The 19,775-nt window shown below is 44.6% G+C and carries 25 protein-coding genes; all 25 read right to left on the bottom strand.

From position 1 onward, the window contains the following. The gene (locus K4I03_RS07455) at positions 1-762 is read right to left on the bottom strand and encodes a nucleoside phosphorylase (protein WP_227964365.1); all 762 of its coding nucleotides are present in this window, start codon (positions 760-762) and stop codon (positions 1-3) included. A gap of 220 nt (positions 763-982) precedes the next feature. Further along, positions 983-1,243: a SemiSWEET family transporter gene (locus tag K4I03_RS07450; protein WP_002898091.1), complete on the bottom strand. Its 261-nt coding sequence runs from the start codon at positions 1,241-1,243 to the stop codon at positions 983-985. Positions 1,244-1,423: 180 nt separating this feature from the next. Then, entirely contained in the window at positions 1,424-2,341 is a 918-nt protein-coding gene (locus tag K4I03_RS07445) for a DUF4299 family protein (RefSeq protein WP_227964362.1), read from the bottom strand. 293 nt (positions 2,342-2,634) lie between these two features. Next, positions 2,635-2,994, bottom strand: a complete 360-nt coding sequence (locus tag K4I03_RS07440) for a TfoX/Sxy family protein (RefSeq protein WP_227964359.1) — start codon at positions 2,992-2,994, stop codon at positions 2,635-2,637. Positions 2,995-3,003: 9 nt separating this feature from the next. Beyond that, complete coding sequence (locus K4I03_RS07435) at positions 3,004-3,417, bottom strand: VOC family protein (RefSeq protein WP_227964357.1); 414 nt, start codon at positions 3,415-3,417, stop codon at positions 3,004-3,006. A 56-nt stretch (positions 3,418-3,473) separates the two neighbouring features. After that, positions 3,474-4,277, bottom strand: coding sequence for a helix-turn-helix transcriptional regulator (locus tag K4I03_RS07430; RefSeq protein ID WP_227964355.1), 804 nt, complete (start codon positions 4,275-4,277; stop codon positions 3,474-3,476). Between the two features lie 239 nt (positions 4,278-4,516). Then, positions 4,517-4,825, bottom strand: a complete 309-nt coding sequence (locus K4I03_RS07425) for a putative quinol monooxygenase (RefSeq protein ID WP_002903981.1) — start codon at positions 4,823-4,825, stop codon at positions 4,517-4,519. Between the two features lie 15 nt (positions 4,826-4,840). Next, positions 4,841-5,827, bottom strand: a complete 987-nt coding sequence (gene trhO / locus K4I03_RS07420) for an oxygen-dependent tRNA uridine(34) hydroxylase TrhO (protein ID WP_002903980.1) — start codon at positions 5,825-5,827, stop codon at positions 4,841-4,843. 314 nt (positions 5,828-6,141) lie between these two features. Then, positions 6,142-6,684, bottom strand: a complete 543-nt coding sequence (locus K4I03_RS07415) for an ECF-type riboflavin transporter substrate-binding protein (RefSeq protein ID WP_002900998.1) — start codon at positions 6,682-6,684, stop codon at positions 6,142-6,144. An 11-nt stretch (positions 6,685-6,695) separates the two neighbouring features. Beyond that, on the bottom strand, positions 6,696-7,541 hold the full coding sequence (locus K4I03_RS07410) for an SAM hydrolase/SAM-dependent halogenase family protein (RefSeq protein ID WP_002911906.1): 846 nt from the start codon (positions 7,539-7,541) through the stop codon (positions 6,696-6,698). Between the two features lie 31 nt (positions 7,542-7,572). After that, the gene (locus K4I03_RS07405) at positions 7,573-8,166 is read right to left on the bottom strand and encodes an MptD family putative ECF transporter S component (RefSeq protein ID WP_227964352.1); all 594 of its coding nucleotides are present in this window, start codon (positions 8,164-8,166) and stop codon (positions 7,573-7,575) included. Positions 8,167-8,182: 16 nt separating this feature from the next. Continuing rightward, on the bottom strand, positions 8,183-9,565 hold the full coding sequence (locus K4I03_RS07400; protein WP_227964350.1) for a M20/M25/M40 family metallo-hydrolase: 1,383 nt from the start codon (positions 9,563-9,565) through the stop codon (positions 8,183-8,185). A gap of 116 nt (positions 9,566-9,681) precedes the next feature. Continuing rightward, positions 9,682-10,509, bottom strand: coding sequence for an amino acid ABC transporter substrate-binding protein (locus K4I03_RS07395; RefSeq protein WP_032913533.1), 828 nt, complete (start codon positions 10,507-10,509; stop codon positions 9,682-9,684). 117 nt (positions 10,510-10,626) lie between these two features. Further along, positions 10,627-11,769: a M20 peptidase aminoacylase family protein gene (locus tag K4I03_RS07390; protein ID WP_227964347.1), complete on the bottom strand. Its 1,143-nt coding sequence runs from the start codon at positions 11,767-11,769 to the stop codon at positions 10,627-10,629. 112 nt (positions 11,770-11,881) lie between these two features. Continuing rightward, positions 11,882-12,025: a hypothetical protein gene (locus K4I03_RS07385; protein WP_227964345.1), complete on the bottom strand. Its 144-nt coding sequence runs from the start codon at positions 12,023-12,025 to the stop codon at positions 11,882-11,884. Positions 12,026-12,145: 120 nt separating this feature from the next. Continuing rightward, complete coding sequence (locus K4I03_RS07380) at positions 12,146-12,862, bottom strand: YebC/PmpR family DNA-binding transcriptional regulator (RefSeq protein WP_002901009.1); 717 nt, start codon at positions 12,860-12,862, stop codon at positions 12,146-12,148. 240 nt (positions 12,863-13,102) lie between these two features. Beyond that, complete coding sequence (locus K4I03_RS07375; protein ID WP_321573170.1) at positions 13,103-13,468, bottom strand: hypothetical protein; 366 nt, start codon at positions 13,466-13,468, stop codon at positions 13,103-13,105. Positions 13,469-13,698: 230 nt separating this feature from the next. After that, complete coding sequence (locus K4I03_RS07370) at positions 13,699-14,502, bottom strand: DUF6612 family protein (RefSeq protein WP_227964339.1); 804 nt, start codon at positions 14,500-14,502, stop codon at positions 13,699-13,701. 205 nt (positions 14,503-14,707) lie between these two features. Next, positions 14,708-15,802 (bottom strand): nucleotidyltransferase, encoded by a 1,095-nt coding sequence (locus K4I03_RS07365; RefSeq protein ID WP_227964336.1) that lies wholly within the window; start codon positions 15,800-15,802, stop codon positions 14,708-14,710. Position 15,803: 1 nt separating this feature from the next. Next, on the bottom strand, positions 15,804-16,538 hold the full coding sequence (locus tag K4I03_RS07360) for a class I SAM-dependent DNA methyltransferase (protein ID WP_227964333.1): 735 nt from the start codon (positions 16,536-16,538) through the stop codon (positions 15,804-15,806). A 74-nt stretch (positions 16,539-16,612) separates the two neighbouring features. Then, positions 16,613-16,978, bottom strand: a complete 366-nt coding sequence (gene rsfS / locus K4I03_RS07355; protein ID WP_002901020.1) for a ribosome silencing factor — start codon at positions 16,976-16,978, stop codon at positions 16,613-16,615. A gap of 9 nt (positions 16,979-16,987) precedes the next feature. Continuing rightward, positions 16,988-17,590, bottom strand: coding sequence for a bis(5'-nucleosyl)-tetraphosphatase (symmetrical) YqeK (gene yqeK, locus K4I03_RS07350; RefSeq protein ID WP_227964330.1), 603 nt, complete (start codon positions 17,588-17,590; stop codon positions 16,988-16,990). After that, entirely contained in the window at positions 17,587-18,219 is a 633-nt protein-coding gene (locus K4I03_RS07345; RefSeq protein WP_227964327.1) for a nicotinate-nucleotide adenylyltransferase, read from the bottom strand. The genes yqeK and K4I03_RS07345 overlap by 4 nt, the downstream gene beginning before the upstream one ends. 28 nt (positions 18,220-18,247) lie before the next feature. After that, positions 18,248-18,559 (bottom strand): ribosome assembly RNA-binding protein YhbY, encoded by a 312-nt coding sequence (yhbY, locus tag K4I03_RS07340; protein WP_002896287.1) that lies wholly within the window; start codon positions 18,557-18,559, stop codon positions 18,248-18,250. A gap of 107 nt (positions 18,560-18,666) precedes the next feature. Then, the gene (gene yqeH, locus K4I03_RS07335; protein ID WP_227964324.1) at positions 18,667-19,773 is read right to left on the bottom strand and encodes a ribosome biogenesis GTPase YqeH; all 1,107 of its coding nucleotides are present in this window, start codon (positions 19,771-19,773) and stop codon (positions 18,667-18,669) included. Positions 19,774-19,775: the final 2 nt, after the last annotated feature.

Below are 19,775 nucleotides of genomic sequence, written 5' to 3'. Positions count from 1 at the left end.
CTATAGTGCCAGAGCGATTTGAATCGCTAGATTGGCAATCTTATCTTTTTCGTCTAAGTCTGCATGATTGGCTAGGTTGCGCATATCCCAAGTTTCCTCAGACAAGTGATCGGCTGCATAGAAGAACTGGCAGACGGTTATCTCTCGAAAGGCTGCCAAAGCCGCTACAGCTGAGCATTCCATATCCACACAGATGGCTCCCTCGGCCTTTCTCTGGCGGAGCTTAGCAGGCGTCTCACGGTAAATGCCGTCTGTCGTCCAGACCTTGCCCTTGCTATGGGAAATACTGCGCTCATCTAGAAAAGCCGTCAGAAAATCTTTCAAGCCAAGATTGACTTCCTGCTCACGGCTAGCTGGCTGATAGTGATAGCTAGTCCCCTCATCACGCAGGGCCTCCGTCGGGATAATGACAGACGTTTCCTTAATCTCCTCATCCAAGATACCGCAAGTACCGAAAAGCACCAGCTTCTTCATACCAAAAGCAATCAGGTCTTCCAGAATAGCCACACAGGCCGAAGCTCCAACCGGTGCATTGAAGAGAGCCAGTTCCCGTCCATCCACGAAAACACGATAGATAGGAATTTCAATATTAGCCATGCTAGTTGTCGTAATCAGCTCATGCTCAAAATCCGCCAACATCCGAGCAAAAGTCTCTCTGGCAAAGCAGGAAACGGCCGTCTCAGGAAACCCTTCTATGAACTCATTCAAGTCCTCTGGATTGATGATGGCCTTGCGACTTTGGTCAAATTCTTCAAGTATCATAGGCTTGCTCTCTTACCCCCTTCTTCCTGATGAAACAGCCAGCAGATCTCTACTGACTTCATCTTACCATTGTATCATAAAAAGGCGGTCTGCTGAACGCTGCCTGCATATTTTCTACATAGCAAAAGCCATAGGCAGGCTCTATAGCTACAAGTGAAGTGAGTACTTTGTCCAATGATTTTCCAATAAAAAAAGACTGGGCATAACTCCCAATCTCATCTTACATAAGGGCTGTAGCAGCAGTAATCAAGCCAAATACAATACCCGGCATATTAGCCGCTGCCAAAGGAATGTCCCGTTTCTCTTTAAATAGGCCATAAATGACCCAGAGAGTACAGTTTAGAGCAGCTACTGAAGGCTGGATAAAGTCACCCTTGTTGCCAGCTAGATTATTCATAATCTGTGGGATATAGGAAACATACATCATAACAGACATAAAAGTAGCCACCCAGCCCAAGATTAGCATGTGTTTTTCTTTCATTTCGTTCTCCTTTTTATAAAACTGACCTCTATTCTATAGCTTCTTTCTGAAATTTTCAAGTTGTTTTCAAAAATGTTACTAAAACGAAAAGAGTCACAAAATTGTGAGAACTGCTGACAGTCCTAAAAAAGCTGCCTTTTGGCAGCTCTGTTAAGATACAAAAAGTAAATTTTCCTAGCGCTAAAACTTCGGTTCTCCATCAGGAAGCTGGTCCAAAATGGCTTCCAGTTCCAGCCGATTGAGTGGCTGAATCCGGATCTGACTGGAATCCAGATAGCTACGGTGAGTCTCTGGAATCTTCTCCAAAAAAGCTTTTAAATCCTTTGTTGTCAGATATTTATAGCCCTGCGGACTGCTGGCATCCTCTATCAGGATATGGATATGCCATTCCATGTCTTGACTAGCTCCATTCTCAAACATCTCTTTTACCAAGTAGCCCTTGGGCATGGGCTGAGTTGGAAGGACTGTCTCCACTCCTTCTGCCAGAACATAAGAACCCAGATATTTCCCACCCTGATCCTTATAATACTTAGGAGTAGAAAATTGACTCTGGACCTGCTGCATCTCGGCCATCTGCCTGCCAAACTCCTCCACAGGATCTTCAGCTTTGAATAGTTCCAGAAGCTTTTCCTGCGACATGTACAAATCATGAGCATAGCCTTCAAAAACATGCATAGGCGCAGCTGCCACTCTGGCATCATTCAGGCCGTAGAGAATATCCGCTTCAAAATCAATATTAAAAATCCCGTCAGCAGTGTAAGTATTGCCGTATTCATCAACAATATCCTGCTTCATCTTCTGAGCCAAACGACTCATAAAGAGAATAGCCCCTTTCCAGTCGCCCACCGTTGATGGTGTCAAGACGCGGACCTGATAGGTTTCCCGGTCTGGCAGATAATAAACTTCAAAACCACGGCCTGCCCCTTCCCAGTAGACAGCCAGAAAAGTTCCGACCTGATCCAAGGATTGATAAGCCTTATCTCCCTCGAGACCTACGACCTCAAGACCTTCTACTAAGGAAACCAGGGACAAGGGTGTTTCCACGGCCTTATAGCTAAACAAACCCTTTCGATTCTGAATGTAAAAAGAAATACTCATACCATGCTCCTTTCTAACTACAAAAGCCTTTCAGAAAGCGAGAAAATGCAAAAACAAAACTCAATACTGGTACAAACTAGCTTTTCTCAAAGACTTTTAAGGATAAACTCCATTCTTAAAACGGACTCTGGTATTAGTATAACATTTTTGGAATAAAAAGACGAAAAAACCTGTATCCATGAAGAGACTTTTCGATTGAAAGCTTCATCAATACAGATTCTAAGAATATATTTGAACTTGATAAAAAGGCAACGAATAAACTTCTAAGAAGGCCAAGCTCATCTGAGCACTTCTTACTTTTTATCCTGCTGCGTCAGCTTGTGATTGTAGGCCAAGGCTAGCTTGATCCAGTAAGGCAGTTCCTTTTGTCCTTCGCCATCTAAATCAATATAGCCATGATAAAGCCTACCCTTCATCACTGTGACACTGGCACCATTTTTAGGCAGGACCTGCTTTTCCATTTCCTTACCGATGCGTACCATGACAAGCTCTTGACCTCTCGAACTCACAGTAACGGTCATCTTACCTCGGACCATAAAAGCCAAACCACCAAACATCTTCTTCTCTTCCACCTCTTCTTCAAAAACATGAGGAGGAAGTTCAGTAGCTAAAATGGCACGGACTTGCTGGGCTAAGGATTCACTATAAACCATCCTCCCACCTCATTTCATCACATCCCAGCCGATACCAAAACGGTCAATCAAGCGGCCATAAAACTCTGCGAAAGCTTGTTCCTCTAAAGGATAGAGAATTTGCCCACCTTCAGCAAGCTTAGCAAAGAGCTCATCGGCTTCTTCTCTACTATCTGGACTCAGAACCAACCATTGATTGGGCTGATGATTGCTAGGAATAGATAGGTCGCTAAAAATGCCTAAATCCTCACCATTCAGGGTCAAGTTTTCCGTATCTAAGGCAATCCAGGCAAGCTTATCCCGTTTTTCTGCAGGAAGGTTTGCTGGGTCCATCATCTCACTGGCTCGGACAAGTCCCTTTATCTCTGTCTGAAAAAGATCTGCATAAAAACGAAAAGCTTCTTCGGCCTGACCATTAAAACTTAAAAACACGTCTAATTTCATTATTGTTCCTCCAATTTTTTATATCTGAGAATAAATCTCTAGTATCAGTTTATCAATTAAGATAAAAATTTTCTTATTCTCAATTGCGCTTGTTTGGCTAGGGAACGCATGATTAAAACTGGAAGATTAACTGTAATAGGTGGATCGCTGGGCAAGGGCCTGCGCATGCTGATTTCCTCCTGATAGATGCTATCGCCTGAAAAAGTGAGAGGTTCATCGCTGCCCCAGCGAAAGTTATGCTTCAAGACATAGTTTTTAGTTAGGCGTAAATCCTCCAGCAATTCACAGGCCAAAAGATAGTAGTGGCCATCGGGTACATTTTCAAAAGTAAACTGTCTCTCCTGACTCAGTGCTACTCCGATAATCGGCTCTTCTTTGGGAATGCGGGTTTTAAAAAGCCCGACACAACTAATGCGTGGCTCATACCCCTCAGGATAAGATAGCGCCACAGTCAGCCTATTGTCACTTTTACAGTCGGGATCCTGATGTAACAAAGCTCCCTTCTCATCCAGCTGTTTGACCATAAAATCATAAGCCTTGGTTGATTCCTGATAATATTTTTTAGGCGAAAGTCCAGTATGCCGCTTAAAAGTATTAGAAAAACTGCCTAGACTATCATAACCAGCTTCCATAGAGGTCTCAGTCACATTTTGCCGACCTTCCACAATTTCCTGAATCCCTTTTTCCATCTTAAGAGCTTCCACATATTGCTTGATAGAAAAGCCCATCTTTTTCTTGAAAGTTCTGGATAGATGGGAAGGGCTATAGTGGAAATGCTGAGCCAAATCGGTCAGACTCAGCTCTTCATCTGCATGCTGACGAAGATAGGCTGCCACTTCTTCCATGATAGCTTTAGACATGGACTTGCTCCTTTCCCATTTATTTAAGCTCATTATATCACATCATAAAGAAAGGACAAAAAATCAGAACTGTGGAAAGAAAATCCGAAATCAAGCGATAATCCGAGAGATGTCCCAAGAATCGTTGGAAATAGTCTACTTTCCCAAATCTCTGTCCAACAAGACTTTTACATGCAAATAAATAACAAAAAAACTTTAGACATTTGAAACGTCTAAAGTTTTTAGTTTTTCTTAGGAATTTAGAAACTTGCCTTACCATCAAAAATAGTCAGCTTATGCAAATTTTCCATGCCTGCAATAATGGGTCTAGCTTTTGCAATGAGATTTTGAAAAACTTCCAAGGTCAGACTGTCATTGTGAGCTTGCTCGCTCTCCCAAACTTCGTAAATATAGATGCTGTTGGGTTCATCTGCCTTCTCACCTAAGATATAGCAGAAACAAGTGTCAAGATTTTGCATTTCTTTGACAACTTCTTGCATGTAAGCAGTAAGTTCCTGCACCTTTCCTTCTTGGGCCATTAATTTCCCATAAACACAAAATTTTTCCATTAGGATCTCTCCTTATTACTGAGCCACCAATGTTTCCAAGCTTTCTCCGATCGCAGCCAAACGTTCCATCACTTCTGCCTGGCTCAGGCTGTTTTCAGCCACATAGCGGTTACGAGGGTGAACGCGGCATTCGTGAGAACAGCCACGGAGGTACTTGTCTTCGTTTTCTTCTGAAGTCAGGATGCGACGGTTACACTCTGGATTGCCACAGTTGACATAGCGCTCGCAAGGAGTACCGTCAAACCAGTCTTTCCCAATCACAACTGGATCAACATGGTTGATATCAACCGAGATACGCTCATCAAAGACATACATCTTACCGTCCCAAAGCTCACCTTGAACTTCTGGATCCTTGCCGTAAGTTGCGATACCGCCATGAAGCTGACCGACATCCTTGTAGCCTTCACGGACCATCCAGCCTGAGAATTTCTCACAGCGAACACCACCGGTACAGTAAACAACCACGCGCTTGTCCATGAACTTCTCTTTGTTATCACGAACCCATTGCGGCAACTCACGGAAGTTGCGGATGTCTGGACGGATAGCTCCGCGGAAGTGACCCAGATCGTACTCATAGTCGTTACGAGTGTCTAAGACAACAGTGTCTTCGTCCAAGAGGGCTTCCTTAAATTCCTTAGGTGATAGGTAAGCTCCTGTCGTCTCTAGTGGGTTGATGTCATTGTCAAAATCATTGTCTTCCAAGCCCAAGTGCACGATTTCTTTCTTGTAGCGAACAAACATTTTCTTGAAAGCTTGCTCGTTTTCTTCGTCAATCTTGAACCAAAGGTCTTCCATGCCCGGAAGGCTGTGCACATAATCCATGTATTTTTGAGTGGTTTCATAGTCACCAGAAACCGTTCCATTGATTCCTTCATCTGCTACCAAGATACGGCCTTTAAGGCCGATAGATTTACAGAAGGCCAGATGATCAGCTGCAAATTTCTCAGCATTCTCAATCGGAACATATTTGTAGTAAAGTAGGACGCGAATATCTTTTGCCATAAGATTTCAACTCTCTTTTCTCTATAAAATTTTCTGAATTTTTTAATTCATCTATTTATTATAACCTGATTGAAAAAACTGGGCAAAATATTTGTTTGAAAAATAGCAGAGCTGGAAAGTTTAAATGAGAAGGACAAGTCAACGCTCTTCTCCCGATTGATTCAAATACTTCTCAAAGCGCTTTTACTACATTCTCTTACAGATTCTCCTTTCACTTTATAAATTTCTATAATACAATATATAATTTACATTATACTTTTTATTTTGTACAAAAAAGACTGGGAATCCTCCCAATCTTTCAATTTTTGATGTAATCAATCCTTTTTCAGACTTCCTGCGCGAGTGCGGGTGCGAGCGTAAGCAGTCAGCAAGACAGTTCCGATGACTGCTACTGTCGCAGAATTCACCAGAATAGCTACAATACTTTGAGCAATGACCTTATTGACCGGCTCACCAGATACAATCACGTCACCAATCGGACCGATTAGCCAAGCGATTGCATTTGCTCCAAACTGAATCAAGTTAAAGCGGATAATATCCTTGACTTCAAATTTTCCTTCTTCCACTTGGAAGAATTTTCTAAAGAAACCAACCAATAGACCGAAGACTCCGCTACCGGCAATCCAGAACCACCAAAGTCCGCCACCGCTCATAGCGTCTTTAATGGCGTGGCCAATGAAGCCCATCAAGAAACCAACGATTGGTCCAAAAATGACGCTAAAAAGAGCTTGCAGAGGGTATTGGAGCTGGATGCTGGTATTGGGTACAGGCGTTGGAATATTGATCATTCCGATGACCACGAATAGGGCTGCTCCAATTCCTGTTGCGACTACGTTTCTGATTGTATTATTTTTCATGTTCTTCTTCCTTAATTTTCAATTCTCTTGATTTCAATATGCCACTGGGCACCGACGCCAACATTGTAGGCCTTAGCAAAGGAACCTTGGTTAATCGCTAGACCGACCCGATAGAGGGAGTTGATATAGAGGATAGGCTGGCCGATGCGGACATCCGCAAAGGACTTGCCATAGGTTACTTGGTTTTGATAAACCAGCATGTCATTATTGTAGATGGTAACCTCGAAGCGGTCGCCAAATTCTGGTTTCAAGGTGCAGAACTCCTCGCGGGTGATAGAGGTCCAGAGAGAGCCGAAGCGAACATCCAGGATATCAATAGCTCCGCTGACATAATTATCCGCAAGCGTGGTCTCTACTACCTGAATTTCGACAATGTCTTCAACTTTAAGCTCTGGCCCGACTTCTTCAAAGCTGATATGACCGCTGGCTAGCTTGGCACCTGTATAGGCATAGACATCACGGCCGTGGAAAGTGTAGGAATGCTCAGTATCCTTGCGGCGATTTTCCACTTCAGAAATTTCCCGAATGGCTTCAATTCCGACATGCTTCTTGATGAAAGACAGGGTACCATTGTCAGGCGTGACGATGTACTGACCTTTTTTAGTCTTGGCTACCACACTCTTACGCTTGGAGCCCACACCCGGATCCACTACTGACACAAAGGTCGTTCCTGCTGGCCAGTAATTAACTGTCTGAAAGAGACGATAGCTTCCCTCAAAGATATTGTAAGGGGTGATATCGTGAGTCAGATGATGAATTTTCAGAGTGGGCGACTCTTCTAGCGCCACTCCGATCATGGCTGACACAGCTCCATCCACCAGACCAAAGTCCGACTGGAGTACGAGTAAATTGTTCATATTTTCTCCTTAGTTATATTTTCGATGGTATTTAGACCGAAGCTGACTTGGAATGTCTAGCTTTAAGGATCTTCCTTCCTAACAGGGCTCCAAGTAAAGCACCCAGTAAAATGCTGGCCACAAACCAGAGGACTAAGCTGGGTTCCGGCTTAAGCATGACTTGCCCGATATAAGCCGGAGTCTTTCCTCTGGCAAGAAGACTAGCTTCATACTGCTTGGGCGCCAGCCACATTAGGAAAATCGGACCCGCTGTGCTAAAGCTGAAAACCATAAAAGCTAGCAAGCTTCTAACAGTCTTTTGATAGCCGCCTGACCAAGCTATCAGATCCGCTAAAATACCACAAATCAAACCAGGTAGAAAGGCCCCAAAGCCATGTCGACTAAGCAGAAAGAAGAGACCCAGCAGACAACCTAGGCCGCTGATTAGACCGAAGGTCTTTATTTTCTCAGTATAGAAGATGAACAGAACTCCGCCAAAGAAAGCTGTAAAAGCCGGAGCGTAAAACATATTGCCTGAGCGGTCAAATAGAAGCCCAACCAAGACGCCTAAGAGCATGGCTAGGAAATAAAAGAGGTAAAAGAAGCCAGCCTGCTTCAGTTTGTCTTTTCTTATAGAGTATAGCATAAGACTTCCTTTCCCGCTAGTCAGCTTGACGGTAACTGCCAATCAAGTCTTGAATGAGCTCTATATGTGTATAATAATCAGCAATTTTCACATTCTCATCTCCGCCGTGGTCCCGGCTGTTAGCATTCCCAAGTCCGAAAGCCGCCATAGGAACCTCCAAGGCTTCATAAACCGTATGCATCGGACCAGTTCCAGCTGAAGTCGGCAGAACAGAGATTCCCTCTTGATAATAATCTTTAGCCAGCTCTATAAGATTGAGAATGGAAGGTGCGCTCATGTCGCTGCGATAGCTCATTTCTCCCAAGGTATAAGTCAGCTTAACTGCTGGATAGCCATTCTTGTCCAGCTGTTGACGAATCTTGTCTAACACATCCTCTGGCTCCAGACCAGGCACTAGACGAACTTCCATCTTAGCCTGGGCATCTGAAGGTAAAATGGTCTTGACCCCTTGGCCTTGATAGCCTGATCCGAAGCCTTCAATATTCAGCGAAGGTTCAAAGTAAAAGCGACGGAGGAATTCCTTCCGCTCGTCCAATAGAACTGGCAATTTTAAACCGTAGACTTGACTTAACTCTTCAGGAGTCCGCAGGGCATATTGCTCAATCAGAGCCAGCTCCCGTTCATTTGGCTCTTGAACCTGTTCATGAATGCCTTCAACTAAGATGCGGCCGTCTGGACTGCGCAAGCTGGATAAAGCATTGAGCAAATACCAAGGAGCGGAATTGATAACCCCGCCGAAGCTGGAATGAATGTCTACATCTGCACTTTTGACTGTCATATCAAAGGTAACAATCCCCTTGTTACCGCCTGAGATTTCCAGCTGACCTAGATTGTTGCGGCTGCCTTGCTCCCAAACCAGCAAATCTGCTCCTCGCAGGCGTTTGCGATGCTTGGCCAGATATTTATCCAAATCTGTCGAAGCAGACTCTTCTGCCCCTTCCATCATAAAGATGATATTGACTGGCAAATCACCATGCTCTCGAATATACTTGCGAACAGCCGTCAGACGAGCAGTAATGTGCCCCTTGTCATCATCCACTCCTCGCCCATACATAACCCCGTAATGAACCGACAGTGTAAAGGGATCATTGGTCCAAGGCTGGTCATCATCTGCCGGCACTGTATCGTAGTGGTTGTAGAAAATAATGGTCTTAGCAGCAGGATTTGAAGAAAGAAACTCCGCCAAAACAAATGGAGCAGTATAGCTGTCGTCAATCATGACCTTGGCACCTGCAGCTGTAAAAATCTCTCCCAAATAGTTGGCTACTTCCTGCAGACCAATCTGCTGGGCAAAGATTGATTTTTTAGAGATCAAGGTCCGCAACACTTCAAAATAGTGCTGGGCGACCTCGTCGTTTTCAAATTTCTTGATTTGTTCAGTCTCAGTTGAGAAAGGCATGCGTTACTCCTATTAACAGCAGATAAAGGGCTGGGGAAATAAGCTTCCCCGCCCTTATCGTATTTCTTGTATCAAAGTCTAGCCAGCCAAATGCAGACCGAACTTGATGGGATTTCTTACTTGATATCTTTTGCATCTGGCAGGTAAGAACCGCCAAAGAATTCTTGTGATAGTTTTTCAAGCGTACCGTCCTCATAGAGTTCCTTGATTCGCTTGTTGACAAATTTTTGCAGGTCTTCCTGACCACTTGCAATAATTGGATAGACATAAGGCTGCTGGTCGCTTGGAAGTTCAATCACTTCCAGATTTTTCAAGCCTTGGTCTTTGATAATAGACTCTACAGTTATGCGCTCAAAAACCTTATAGTCCGTACGGCCGTCATTCAGATTGGCCAAGATTTGCTGAATGGTTCCGTCCGTATAATTGATTTTTGTCGGATTATCGCTATGTTCCTTGTTGTAGTCCTCTAGTTGCTGAGCTGTTGAAGTCCCCTGAACAACCTCAGTAGACTTGCCGCCAATGTCATCCAGCGATTTAATGCCCTCACCCTTACGGACAACTAAAACTGTTGGATTTTTCGCATATGGACTAGCATAGAGATACTTGTTAGCTCGTTCTTCAGAGTAGCTGATATTATTAGCACCGATCTGGTAGCGGTCGCTGTCCAGACCTGAGAAAATAGAAGCCCACTTGGTCTTATTGAAATTGACTTCATACTTGTCTGAGTCCTTAAAAATAGCACGAAGGACTTCGATATCGTAGCCAGTCAGTTTACCATCTTTATCCTCGTATGAAAATGGTTTAGTCGTTCCCACTGTTCCGACTTCTACCTTTATTTTCTCTGTTTTCTTCTCACTTGATGATGAGCAGGCCACTAGGGCACCAATGGCCAAGACACTGACAGCCGCCAGAGAGAAGTATTTCAAGGTTTTCTTCAGGTTCATATTTCGAATTCCTCCTAAAAAGTCTTTCTTTATCATATCAAATAAGGAGAAACTTGACCATTATATATTTTTTATGGAGGTGATAGCTTTTCTTTATCAGCTTTGAGGCAACTATCTCTAGACTTTCTGCTTATAGTGCTGCAGGAGAAAGAGGGCACTTTCGACATAGTAAGGAACGGAGACTTTGAAAGCTTCGTCGTCAATAACCATGCTGTCGTGATGGAGGTCAGGAGCATTTTCTGCCCCATTTGAGCCGATAAAGGCAAAGACGCCTGGAAGCTTCTCCTGATAAAAGGCAAAATCCTCTCCAGCCGAGGAAGGACTGGCAGGCAGAACCTCAGCCAGATTCTGTGAGTGCTCATAGAGCAGCTCGGCCAATTCGGGATCATTATAGGTCACTGGAGGAGTATGGTCCCAAGAAATCCTGACTTGAGCCCCAAAATTCTCCGCTGTATTCTCTACAATTCGGATAAAGTCTTCCTTGAGACGCTGCTGCAAGGTGGGATTGAAACTGCGAATGGTCCCTTCAAAAAAGCCCGACTGCGGCAGTACATTCCAGGTCGCTCCCGCTTCTATATGAGTTACAGATAAGACAGCCGATTCAAAAGGAGACACAGTACGAGCCACTAGAGCCTGCAGATTTTGAATCATACTAGTCAAAGTCAATACCGTATCAACACCTAAATCTGGCCTAGCCGCATGGCTGCTGACTCCTTCTACCTCAACCTTGAACTTCTCAACCCCAGCCATCATGGCTCCAGCTTTAAGTGCCAGCTGCCCCGCCTTAAGCTGGGGCATATTGTGAAAGCCGATAATAGCAGACACATCGTCCAGCAGACTAGTCGCAAGAACCTGACTGGCTCCCTGAGAAGTTTCCTCAGCCGGCTGAAAAATCAGACGAACCGTCCCTCTCAAATCTCCTTCCATAGCCTTGAGCAGCTCCGCTGCCCCCAAAAGGCTGGTCTGATGAAAATCATGGCCGCAAGCGTGCATGACGCCTGAATTCTGACTGGCGTAAGGCAGACCTGTCCGCTCCAAAATAGGCAGAGCATCTATGTCTGCTCTCAGGGCAATAACCGGCTTGCCAGATCCAACCTCGGCAACCAAGCCAGTTTTCAGATCGGAATCCAAAATCCTAATCTCCAAATCTTCCAGATAGCCTTTTAGAAAAGCCGTCGTCTCAAATTCCTGCCCAGACAGCTCAGGATGTTGATGAAGATAATGCCGCGTTTGCATCAGTTTATCATAAAATTTTTTCATGGCAGACTCCTTTACTCGAATACACTTATCTATCATCCAGTATAGCACAAAGCTGGACGCGGAAACAAAAATAGAGAGCAAATAATCAATAATTAGCCCTCTAATTTTTGTATTATGATATATCGCCTTCGAAGGAGATGGCAATGGATTCATAAGAAAAATCACGCTCCAAAACCCACTTGCCACCTGTCTTTACAAATTTTAACTGATAATCTCGTTCTGGTGTAAGAAGCAAGGCACAGGCCGTTAAGCTCATCCCCTTAATAAGTCAATCCTATGACTTTTGTACTTTACCATACTTAGCTGCACTGGTAGATACAGTTTGAGACTTCTCATCACAGAAAAACCTGTAGCTCCAACTACAGGTTAAGTATCTTTAGAATCCATCTACATTCGTATAGATTTTTTGGACATCTTCATCGTCTTCCAAAACGCTATAGAGTTTTTCAAAGGTTTCGAGGTCTTCACCGGTCAACTCTACTTCAGACTGAGGAATCATTTCAAGCTCGGTTACTTGGAATTCTTGAATGCCAGATTCACGCAGAGCCACGATAGCCTTGTGAAGGTCAGTTGGCGCTGTATAAACAGTGATGCTTCCTTCTTCTGCTTCAACATCATCAACATCCACATCCGCTTCCAGCAGCTGTTCAAAGACACTGTCAGCGTCGTCCCCAGCAAAGACAATCACGCCTTTATTATCAAAAAGATAAGATACAGAGCCGCTAGCTCCCATATTACCGCCATTTTTACCAAAAGCAGCACGGACATTGGCTGCAGTCCGATTGACATTTGAAGTCAGTGTATCGACAATCAGCATAGAACCGTTTGGCCCAAATCCTTCATAGCGGCCTTCAGTAAAGGTTTCGTCGGTGTTTCCTTTTGCCTTATCAATAGCTTTGTCAATAACATGCTTCGGCACCTGAGCCTGCTTAGCTCGGTCAATAACAAATTTCAAAGCTGTGTTAGACTCTGGATCTGGATCACCTTTTTTAGCCGCTACATAGATTTCTACACCAAACTTAGCATACACTTTTGAGTTTGCGCCGTCTTTGGCCGTTTTCTTTGCCACAATATTGGCCCATTTACGTCCCATTGGAGATTCTCCTTTTGATAAATTACATTTTTAATCTTTCTTATTATAACACAGGGAATCAGAAAAATCACTAAGAAAAAATGATAACTTTTAGAAGAACCAGCTTGGTTTCTTTAACTTTACACCTATTTCTATTCCATAAAAAATCCAGTCGCTAAAAGAGCAACTGGACGGTACATTCTATTTCCCGAAACCGGCAGGTCTGTCATAACGGACCTTTACCGAAATCCATCAAAAATATCACTGATCATTTTTCACAATAGGCAAATCCGGCTTGCACCTGCTTAAGCAAGCAAAAACATCCTCTATTCTGCCATCTAAAAAAGTGACATCTACTCGAACGGACTTGCCATGATAAGGCTTGACATATAGGTAGTCTCTCCGATGGTACCTGACTCCCAGTCGAAAAGAAGCCTGCCCATCAGAAGTTCTTCCCCAAGCCGGCCGGTAAAAGACGCTTTCCAGCTGATTCCAAGCAAAGCTATGCTCTTTCAAGAAAGCACCTCGCACGGTCAAGCCCCATTCTGTTCCTGCAAGAACAAAGCACTTTTTACTCAGCTTGCGTCCCGCATGAACTATTGCAAAGATTTCGACTACAGCAGTCATGAAAAAAGCAAGTATAAAAGGCAAACTGAACGAGCGTATTCCTGCTCCAGGCATGGCCTTTTCGAAAGAAAATAGTATAAAGTAAGCTAAAGTTCCGAAAATAAGGCTTAAGGCTAAAAAGACAGATGCCAAGATGACTATGGTCAAATAGAGTCCTCTACGATAGCGAAAAGAAAACAATAAAGGCATGGCTTTTCCTTTCTTTCTCAGCTAATAGTTTTGCTTATGCTTTACTGAGGCGCCTTAAACTCATCTTCCTCTACCTTATTCCAGTCAGAATATTGAGTATCTGTTTGAACATCCATACTACCTTTTTCACCTTTATAAGATAAACCTAGCTTAAATTCTTTTAAGAATAAGGTCTTTTTATCCAAGCGTACTTCTAACTTCTTATCCATATCTGCCTGAGTAACACCTGACAGCTCTAGTTTGAATTCTTCACCAAAAAGTCCTAGCAAATCAGCATTTTTGCTACTTAATTTAAAGATATATTCATCGCCGCTTTCCTTTACAGTGACATCATCAGCCATTTGATAAAAGCCGTCCATAAGTTTGAAATAATCGGGCTGAACATAATAATCTGCACCGCTTCCCATTTCTTGCTTAGACCATGTTCCATTTTTAGAAGAACGAGTATACAAAAGTTTATCCTCTCCGCCTGGCATAATCGCTTCTTGATAACTCTCCTGACCGCTCTCTTTTCCATCTATGACTAAATGCCCCTTGGCCAGTTCATCCGTGCTTTTATCATAGAGAAGATCTCCGCTCATCGTTTGAGTTTTATTGGAACCATCTACAGTGATAGATAGTTTTACCTTCATTTTCATTGAAGTTAGATCTTCATTCGCTGTTTCTGCTTTCTCCAAGAGTTCTTCAATATCGTCAGAAGAAGTATTCTTTTGGCTCTCACGGGAGCTATTCTCAGTCCCACCTTGATTCTTTTGAGAATGCTTCTGCCCAATCAAGCTACAAGCACCTAAACTAAGCGTAAGCAAGGCTGTAAGTGCCATAAAGGTAATCTTTTTGAATTTCATGAGTCTTCCTCCTTTGAGATATGGATAGGAAAGATAATCATTCAATCAGCACAGCAATGTTTTATTGACCGAATGCTAGCTTTCATATCTACAGTCAAATCACTAAAAAGCAAATCGTGCTTCTTAGTGAAAACAATTTTATTTGTTTATTATACCATTTTTTATTTACCGTCGCAAACAAAGCAAAAAGGCTGAACATTCAGCCTTACTTGTCTTTCATAATCGGAACCCGTCCAAAATTCTGCTCCCTAAGTGCGGGATTGACTAGCTGATAGATCTTATCAGCCTGCTGGGTCAAACTGTCCCACGGCTCCTTGCCGATACGGCTGACTAATTCAACCTTGCCCTTAAGCTTGGACAAATGCTGGCGTCCCTGCTCGGAAAAGCCTAAAATGTGGATTCCTGACGGAAGCTCTTTTTGCCTAGCTCCGACCAGAATATAGGTCAAAAGACGCCTGACTCGTGCCTTGGTATAGCGCTTGGTCGCCACCTGTTCAACTAGCTCCTCTATGGTCTCACTGCTTTTCAAGGCCACTCTAATCCTGACGGCCAACTCCTGATTGACCTGGTAAAAATCTGTCAAATCCGGACTTGTCACTATCTGGTAACGGAGATAGGGAAAAAAGTCCGACCAGGTCACCTTGGGAGCCATCTTAATCAGCTCATGAGCTGGGGTGAATTTCTTGAGTAAGTCTGACTGATCCAGATTCTGACGAAGGGCAGTTGCGGAAGCAAATTCCTGATTAGCTGACAAGGAATGGTAGCCAGCCCCCTGGCGTTGAATTGGACACAGTTTTATAGCCTTTCCCGCCACAGCCTTGGCATAGGCCAAGCCCAAGATATGATTGGGAGTAGAGCCTGAGAAATTGAGCCCTGCAAACTCCTGCCACATGGCCTGAGTCTTTTGAGGATAGGAGAGGGAATCAGGCAGACCAGTCAGATAAGCCTCCATCTGCTCGGCCTTTTGACCATAGACCTTGGAAATACTCTCATAGTCCAGCACTTCCTCAGTTCCAAACATTAGATGAACAATGCCCAGTCTCTCTAAGATGTCTACTGCCCCCTTAGCGAAAAAGTCCGCCGCCTGAACGCTGACCAAGAAAGGCAACTCAAGGACCAAATCCGCTCCAGCTTCCAAAGCCATCTGTGCTCGAGTCCACTTGTCCACGATAGCCGGCTCACCTCGCTGAACAAAATTGCCGCTCATAGCGATAATTTTCAGACCAGCAGCCTGCTCCAACAGATATTTGTGCCCGTTATGAAAAGGATTAAACTCTGCGATAATACCGGTAACTGTCATCTCATTTCTCCGCTACAAAGAACCAGCGCGCGCTCTTGTCAGTCGGCTCCTTGTCCTCAAAGTCCGCGTACACCTTGACGTTCTTAAAGCCAGCCTGCTCCAGCAAGATATCATAGGTCAGAATCTCATAGGTCCGCTCCTCATGCACCTCGTCATGGCGCGTGAAGCGCCCATCTTCGTCTTGGACAAAGAAGGTCAGCTCATGCACGATGGAATGAGGCGGTTTGTCCGCATAGGAATCCCAGACCATGGCAAAGGTTTCAGCATTTTCATGATAGGAATAGCTCGGAAAAACCTCATCAATCTGGTAAATCGAGTGCACATCGAAGATAAAGCGGCCGTCCTCATTTAGATGCTGATAAACTTGAGTGAAAACCTGACCGACATCAACTTCGTCTTCCATATAGCAAATCGAGTCCGAATAACAAGTCACCAAATCAAACTGACCAATATCACTCAAATCCAGCATATTGCCCTGGATAAAGGGAATGTCCAAACCGGCCTCTCTGCTGCGCTTCTCTGCCAAATCCAGCATTTCCTGACTCAGGTCCAGCCCTGTCACCTCAAGACCCGCTTGCTTAAAATAAATGGACTGGATGCCCGTGCCACAGGCTAGCTCCAGCAGCTTTTTCTTATCCTTGGGAAAATGACGCAGGCTGAAATCTGTCCACTTCTCATACAAAGAATCATCCATAATCGCATCGTAAACCGACGCGAAGGTTTCATAAGTTGCCATACTTTTCCTTTCAAAAATAGCCCAGCCAGCAGGCTGACTGAGCTAAATTCTGCTTTCTGCCCAAGGGCAAAAAATCACTTGTTTTTTTCTTCCAATAAGGCTGCAACATCCACACCAGTTGCTTCGTGCCACAACTTTTCAAGATTGTAATGCGCCCGCATCTCCTCTGAAAAGACATGGACAACCACACCGCCCAAGTCTAAGAGCACCCAGCCGCCAGCTGCGTCTCCCTCAACATGACCAGCAGAAACGCCAGCCGCAGCAGCTTTCTCACGGATATTTTCAGCGACTGCATCCAGCTGACGACTGTTCATCGAGCTGACGATAACAAAATAATCTGTCACAGTAGTCAGACCTTGCAAGTCCAACGCCACAATATCTTCTGCACGCTTTTCATCGGCCGCTTTCACGACCAGTTCCAATAATTCTTGTTCTTTCATAGTTCCTCTTTAATTTTCTTCTATTTCCTTTAAATAGCCTACAAAGGCATTGTAGGTTTCCAAGGTCTGCGGATAGATGGGTAACCCCTTATGAGCCAAATGCTCCACAGTCCTTGCTGTTTCGTATGCCACGGCTTGATTGAGCGACCGTTGAGCCAGCTCTCTAGCCTTATCCACTCCCGGAAAGTCTCGGTTGTGCTCGATATAGTCAGCGACATAGACGACCTTGTCCAGCTCAGACATGGTGCTACTCCCCACTGTATGAATCTCGATGGCTCGGAGAATCTCTGCATCTTCGATGCCTAAATCTTCCTGAATCTTGTAAATGCCCACCATGCCATGCCAGACATTATTGCCCCAGTTTTTCAGGCCCGGATCCAGCTGGTATTTATCAATCAAGGCCAGAAACTCCTCGTCCGAGACCTTCTTAGCATAGTCGTGTAGGAGACCTGTCAGACCTGCTTTTTCGACGTCAAGACCGAAGCGCTCCGCTAATTCACGGGCAGCCTTTTCCACACCCAGACAATGACGCAGGCGTTTCTCAGGCATGACTGTTTCCATCTTAGCCAGCAAGGCCTCACGACTCATGCTGATATAGCTTTCATAGGTCATAGGTAAAGCCCTTCTTTCTCGATATAGTCTAAGACTGGCTGAGGCAACAGGAAATTAGGAGTCCGTCCCTGAGCCAGAAAATCCCGCACCATACTGGAAGAAATATCCATAAGCGGCACATCCACCCAGATAACAGGATAAGAAGTCCCTGCCTTGTAGCGCGGTCGCTGAACACCGACAAATTGAACTAGCTCAACCAGCTCATCAATCCGGTACCACTTGGGCAGATAATCCACCATATCTGCACCGATGATAAAGTAATAGTCTGTATCTGGATGCTGCTCTGTCAAGAGCTTCATGGTGTCGTAGGTATAGGAAATCCCCTTGCGCTCCAGCTCAATGGTTTCAATTCCTAGGCCTTCAATACCCTCAATAGCCAGCTCCAACATTTTCAGCCGATGCTGTTCATCAATGGTCTCTTTCTTGTCCACATGGGGCGGCTCGTACTCTGGCATGAGCAGGACCTCATCTAAGCCCAACTGTTGGCGAACCTGATCTGCCACGACCAAATGAGCATTGTGGACAGGGTTGAAATTCCCACCTAAAATGCCAATCTGCTTGCGTTTTTTATCTTTAACTTCTGGTTCTAAATCCACCTTGGTAAAGGGGGTTAGTAATTCAATAGCCATAGGCTGACATCTCCACAGAAATTTTTCCTTAAATTTGCTTGACTTTGACAGAGAGTTTGCGATTTTCCTTTTTGCTGGACTGCTTGTAGAGAATCAAGATCCGGCCAATCTTCTGCACCGTATCCACCCCGATTTCCTCTTCCAGAATCTCAGCGACCTCGTGGATATTTTCATCCGTATTCTGCAAGAGCGTAACCTTAATCAGTTCTCGTGCGTCCAGTGCCTGACGGACGCTGGTTTTGATTTGGTCGTTGAGTCCATTTTTCCCAATCTGAATGATAGGCTTGAGACTATGTGCCTGACTGTTGAGAAAGGCGCGTTGTTTTGATGTTAGTGTCATGTTCTTCTATAAGGCTTGAGACAGTTAGGACCTGTTTATCTCATCACTGTTCACAGCCTTTTCCTTCCTTATTTTAAGGGGAGTTATTCCCCTTGGTTTCTTGAGTATTAAATAATAGCTTTCCGAGTGACAACCGCCACACCCTCTGGCGCCCAGCCAGCTACTCGGGCAGGTCCACTGACGCGAATCCAGCCCAAACCTGAGAAGACGATATCCGTCTTGTCCTTAATGGTAAATTCATGCTTAACCAAGGCTGGAAACTCTTCTTTTTCCTTGCCAACTGGTGGCACTAAGAGACTGCCGACATGTTTGTCATAAAATTCGCTAGCACCTTGCAACTTGGTCCGGTGGAGCTTAAGCTCATTATCAAAATAAGCTGTGAAGCCTTGCTTGTCTCCCGCCACAAAGTCAAAGCGACCCAAACCACCCAAGAAGAGGGTTTGCTCTGGATTGAGCTGGTATGTTTTGGGTTTGATTTCCTTTTTGGGACTGACGTATTTGAGATTCTTAGCAGATAGATAGTGAGCCATCTGGTGACGATGGATGATACCCGGCGTATCATAGATATGACTGCCATCTGCCAAAGGAATCTCGATTTTATCCAGAGTCGTACCTGGGAAGCGCGAAGTCGTAATAATATCCTTGTCGCCTGTAATTTCCTGGATAATCGCATTAATCAAAGTGGATTTGCCCACATTGGTCACTCCAACCACATAAACATCACGCCCTTTACGACAGTGCTCAATCTTGTCAATCAAGTCCTTGATGGCCTGCTTGTTCTGAGCAGAGGTCAGGACCACATCGACTGGACGCAGACCTTCTTCGTGAGCCCGTTCCGTCAGCCATTGGGTCACCTTGCCATCCTTGACCGACTTTGGCAGAATGTCCTTTTTATTCCCAACCAAGAGAACATCATTTCCAGCGACAAAGCGAGGCAGGCCAGGAATGACCGAGCCATTAAAGTCAAAAATATCGACAACATTGACGACCAAGGCGTCGCTATCTCCAACTTCGTGGAGAAGCCGCAGAAAATCATCATCCGTCAGCTGGACATCGCTGATTTCATTATAATGGCGCAGGCGGAAACAGCGCTGACAATAGAGTTCACCTGTCTCCAAGCCTTTTTCTAGAGCTGACTGGGGCGTATAGCCTAGCTTGTCCTTATCTTCTGTCTGAATAGTGGCTCCGCAGCCAATGCAGAGAAGTTCTTCCATGC

The sequence above is a fragment of the Streptococcus sanguinis genome, assembly GCF_020729725.1.
Classification (GTDB): domain Bacteria; phylum Bacillota; class Bacilli; order Lactobacillales; family Streptococcaceae; genus Streptococcus; species Streptococcus sanguinis_V.
The sequence above is the reverse complement of the archived record's forward strand: the minus strand, read 5'-3'. Positions and strand labels throughout refer to the sequence as shown.